Genomic DNA, 3594 nt, shown 5'->3' with positions numbered 1-3594 from the left:
GTCCTGGAACGTTGCGGCGTCGGAGCGCACGTTCGCCCGATCCGGGAGCGTGAGGTCGTTGACGGCCCGCTTGGCGGCCTTGACTCCCTCGGGCGCGCCGGCGCACCCGCCAGCACGACCGCGCTCACCGCCGCCACGACGGCCGCTCCCCCGACCCCACGCATCGCCCCTGCGCCGCGCCTGCCGGCACTCCCCTTGCGGAACATCACGCCTCCTCGTCGACCGCCGCTCCGTACGGCGTGGTCCCAAGGTCGACGGCACCGCTAACGCTCCACTACCGAACGGCTGTCGGACCGCCCACGGGGCCGTCCCGGTGACCCGATGAAGCCGGCGAGCCCGGTGCCTGCGCCTGCGCCCGGTCGTTCACCGAGCGGGTCAGGAGGCGCCCGCAACGGGCCGCTCCCCCTAAGGTGGGCGGCATGGCAGGGACGGAACGGGAGGAAGGCCGCGCGAAACGGGCCGCGCTGCGCCGTGCGTTGGACGAGTTGGACGCGCGGCCGGCTGCAAGCGCCGAGCGTGGGCCCGGGGCCCACCGTCGGTTCGAGCCCCTGGTGGAGAAGCCGCGGACACCGGCAGCCGCGTTCCTGCGGCCGGAACTGGAGCAGCGACTCGCCCGTCACGTCGCCGCGGACGATTCCTTCGCGCGGGACCGGATGGCCCACGCCCTCGCGGGTGCCTGTGGCCAGGAGGCCCTGCCCGCCTTGCTGCGCGCGATGGTGACGGATCGCAACGAGGACGGGGACATGCTGCATGCCGAGATCCTCGATCTCTTCGAGGCATGACCCGAGACCGCGTTCGAGCTGTCCATGGACTGCACCGCTTCCGACGATCCGGGTCTGCGGAGAGTCGGCCTCTGGGGCGTGTGCTTCTTCGACCTGCTCGGGGCGAAGTACTTCGACCTGGTCGCCGACGCGGCTTGCGACCCGGACCCCGGGGTACGCGCCGACGTGATGAGCACCCTCGGCTCCGGCTTCGGCCTCGGTGATCCCTCGCGGGCCCTGGCCATCCGGATCGCCGGCACCTCCGACGCTGCACCCGAGGTCCGCCGAGCAGCTGTGTGATCCCTCCGTCAGCCACCGGACGGGCCGGCCGCCGACGCCGTGGTCGCCTGCACGGGCGACGCCGACGGCCTGGTCCGGTACTGGGCCGCACTGACACTGCAAGGGATGCAGGCACCCGAGGTCCGAGCCGCACTCGAACGGCTCACGACGGACGGGGAGGCGATCGTGCGCGATGCTGCGCGCCAGGCCCTCGCACCGCCGACCACGTGGTTCTGAACGGCTCCTGGCCTCGATCGTTCGTGACAGTCCGCCGGTCCGTCCGGCGGGCCGTTTCGGCTGTTCGGGCCGGCGGCGGGCGGGCCTGCGGCCCGGCTGTCGCGTCGAGGGGGCGCCGGGTCCCACGGCACCGGTCCCGGGAGGGCTCGTCGAGGCGGGGCGTTCTGTGTGATCAAGCGCCGGACGAGCCGCGCGTGAAGGCCCGAGGCTGGTCGGGGGCGGAGATCAACGACCGCTCAGTGGCGTGCGGCAGGTCTGGACGTCCAGAACCATGGTGTCCGAATTGCCGCTGCGCCCGACCCGGGTGAAGCCGAGGGCGGTGTAGAGGTGCACGGCGGGGTTGCCGTCCTCGACGCTCAGGCTGAGCCGGGCGACCGGGACCGGTCGCTCGGCGGCGGCCCGGATCAGCGCTTCCATCAGAGCCCGGCCGTGTCCACGGCCGCGGTGTTCGGGCAACAGGCCCAGGGTGAGCTCGGGAACGTCCGCAGCGACGAAGCCGTATCCGGGCTCGCTCTCGGGAAGGTGCCGCGCCCAGGCCGCGCCGATCGGTTCGCCGGCGCCGGTCTCTGCGACGACCCCGAAGTCGTCCCTGCGGGGCCAGCCGACGAGGTAGCCCGCGGCGTTCGGCTCAGCGGCGAGCTGCTCGGCGGTGAACCGCTGCTCGCCGTTCCAGTTGTACGCCTCCAGCAGGATGCGCCAGAGGAAGTCGGCGTCACCGGCGACGGCGGGGCGGACGAACATCGACGTCCTTCGGATCGGGAGCGGTGCGGGCCGACCGACGATAGGTCGCCGTCCACGGATCGGCAACAAGTTTTGTCACGGGACGTCTGCGGTACCGGTCGATCCCTGTAGAGCTACCGGGAACCTTCGGGGGCCGACGCCTCGACCGGCGGCCACCCGCAGATCACCCGGGCATCGTCTTCAGGTACCGGAGTTGTCGACGAACCCCACGATGTCGAGGTATTCGATTGTGGGCGGGGCGCCGTAAATCCCCGTCACCATCTCGACGAGTTCCTCCGTGAAGAAGGCGCGGGCCTTGTCCTCGTCGTCCCACACGTAGAAGTTCCTTGCGTGGACGCCGTCTTCGTCGAGCATGAAGCTCTTGAAGCGAAGGCCGGCCATGCCTTCGAACGGTCCTCGGAGTTCGCCGGCGATCTTTGCGACGGTTGAACGATCGAACTTTTCGGTCTGCGTGAAAGTCACGAGCACGCCGATCATCGGGCTTCCTATCGATTGGGTGAGCAGCGGGCGATCGAGTGATGCCAGAGGCGGATCCTAATACGCCGGGCCGGGAATTCTCGGCCGTTGGGCAGCGAGTCGGGCTTTTCGCACTCGCCTGCTGGACACGTTGACGGGTGACCGGTCCGTTGGGGCTGCGCCGGCAGTTCGAAGGCGCGATCCGGCGGCCGACTCGATCACGGAACGACCGGAAGGGCGTTGCGAGTGACCGGAGTTGTCCGAGCAGGGGGCATTTCGGTCGATGCGGGCGGGGGTGGACCCGACGACCCTAGGATGCGGTCTCGTGGCCGGGAGAGGCCACGGTGCGCCGACGGGCGGGAAGGCTCGGGGAGCCCCGCACCGGCCGCACACCACCCCCGGAAAGGTGATCGGTGGCCCCGCATTCGCAGAATCCTCCGTCGCGCGGCGGCAGGCCGCCGCGCAAGCAGGCCCCGGCCGGCAGGAAGCAGCCCGCCGGGTCGGGCGGCTCCGCCAAGTCGGCGAAAGCCGCCAGGTCCGCCGGGTCCGCCACGTCCGCCCGGAGTGCCCCGCCGCCGCAACGGCGGTCGGCGTGGAGCTCCCGGCAGGAGGAGGAGATGGAGTTCCTGGGCCGGCTCATCCGGGCGAGCGCGTGGCCGGAGCAGCAGTACAAGCGGCTGTTCAAGCGGCTCCCGGTGCCGGGGCGCGTCGCCATGCTCCTCGCGACGGCGGGCGCCCTGTACTGGCTGTTCGAGTCCGGCGTGTGGGTCCCGCTGCTCGTCCTGGGCGTTGCCGCCTTCGTCGTGACGGTGATCGTCCACGAGACGCGGATGGAGCGGAAGTACCCGACGCCCCGCAGTCTCCTCACGCCCCGCGACGACCACCCGAAGCCGCGGCGCAAGCCCTACAACGACGACGCCTGGTGGGACGAGATGATGGCCCGGCGCCAGCGGGAGGAGGAGCGCAGGTCCTTCTGACGGGGCATCGCCGGCGACGGGGGTGCACGGTCAGCGCGCGGCGGTCTCCTCGGGGGCGGGGGTGGTGAGGACGCCGTACAGCATGAGGTCCAGGGTGGTGAGCAGTTCGTCGGTGAGGGCGCCGGTGGGGTCGGTGGGGCGTC

Annotated in this window: 6 protein-coding genes; 4 read left to right on the top strand and 2 right to left on the bottom strand. The window is 71.6% G+C overall.

The annotated features are described in order from the left end of the window. The first annotated feature begins 419 nt into the window (after positions 1-419). Genes ABZ641_RS29530 through ABZ641_RS29520 form a run of 3 tightly spaced genes read left to right on the top strand, consistent with a single transcriptional unit; the run spans position 420 to position 1277 of the window. Positions 420-782 (top strand): hypothetical protein, encoded by a 363-nt coding sequence (locus ABZ641_RS29530; protein ID WP_359986655.1) that lies wholly within the window; start codon positions 420-422, stop codon positions 780-782. A 24-nt stretch (positions 783-806) separates the two neighbouring features. After that, on the top strand, positions 807-1061 hold the full coding sequence (locus tag ABZ641_RS29525) for a hypothetical protein (RefSeq protein ID WP_359986652.1): 255 nt from the start codon (positions 807-809) through the stop codon (positions 1059-1061). Between the two features lie 39 nt (positions 1062-1100). Next, positions 1101-1277, top strand: coding sequence for a HEAT repeat domain-containing protein (locus ABZ641_RS29520; protein WP_359986650.1), 177 nt, complete (start codon positions 1101-1103; stop codon positions 1275-1277). A 225-nt stretch (positions 1278-1502) separates the two neighbouring features. Here the strand turns inward: ABZ641_RS29520 and ABZ641_RS29515 are convergent, their stop codons facing one another. Continuing rightward, positions 1503-2018, bottom strand: coding sequence for an N-acetyltransferase (locus ABZ641_RS29515; RefSeq protein ID WP_344623753.1), 516 nt, complete (start codon positions 2016-2018; stop codon positions 1503-1505). 180 nt (positions 2019-2198) lie between these two features. Further along, positions 2199-2495, bottom strand: coding sequence for a hypothetical protein (locus tag ABZ641_RS29510; RefSeq protein WP_344623752.1), 297 nt, complete (start codon positions 2493-2495; stop codon positions 2199-2201). 596 nt (positions 2496-3091) lie between these two features. Here ABZ641_RS29510 and ABZ641_RS29505 point away from each other — a divergent pair. Further along, complete coding sequence (locus tag ABZ641_RS29505) at positions 3092-3451, top strand: hypothetical protein (protein ID WP_359986646.1); 360 nt, start codon at positions 3092-3094, stop codon at positions 3449-3451. Positions 3452-3594: the final 143 nt, after the last annotated feature.

This window comes from Kitasatospora sp. NPDC007106, from assembly GCF_040634455.1.
Lineage (GTDB): Bacteria > Actinomycetota > Actinomycetes > Streptomycetales > Streptomycetaceae > Kitasatospora > Kitasatospora arboriphila.
The sequence above is the reverse complement of the archived record's forward strand: the minus strand, read 5'-3'. Positions and strand labels throughout refer to the sequence as shown.

Bases quoted from the DNA above. Each gene is read 5' to 3' on its own strand.
- ABZ641_RS29530 (WP_359986655.1), top strand. From the start codon at position 420: ATGGCAGGGACGGAACGGGAGGAAGGCCGCGCGAAACGGGCCGCGCTG.
- ABZ641_RS29525 (WP_359986652.1), top strand. From the start codon at position 807: ATGGACTGCACCGCTTCCGACGATCCGGGTCTGCGGAGAGTCGGCCTC.
- ABZ641_RS29515 (WP_344623753.1), bottom strand. From the start codon at position 2,018: ATGTTCGTCCGCCCCGCCGTCGCCGGTGACGCCGACTTCCTCTGGCGC.
- ABZ641_RS29510 (WP_344623752.1), bottom strand. From the start codon at position 2,495: ATGATCGGCGTGCTCGTGACTTTCACGCAGACCGAAAAGTTCGATCGT.
- ABZ641_RS29505 (WP_359986646.1), top strand. From the start codon at position 3,092: ATGGAGTTCCTGGGCCGGCTCATCCGGGCGAGCGCGTGGCCGGAGCAG.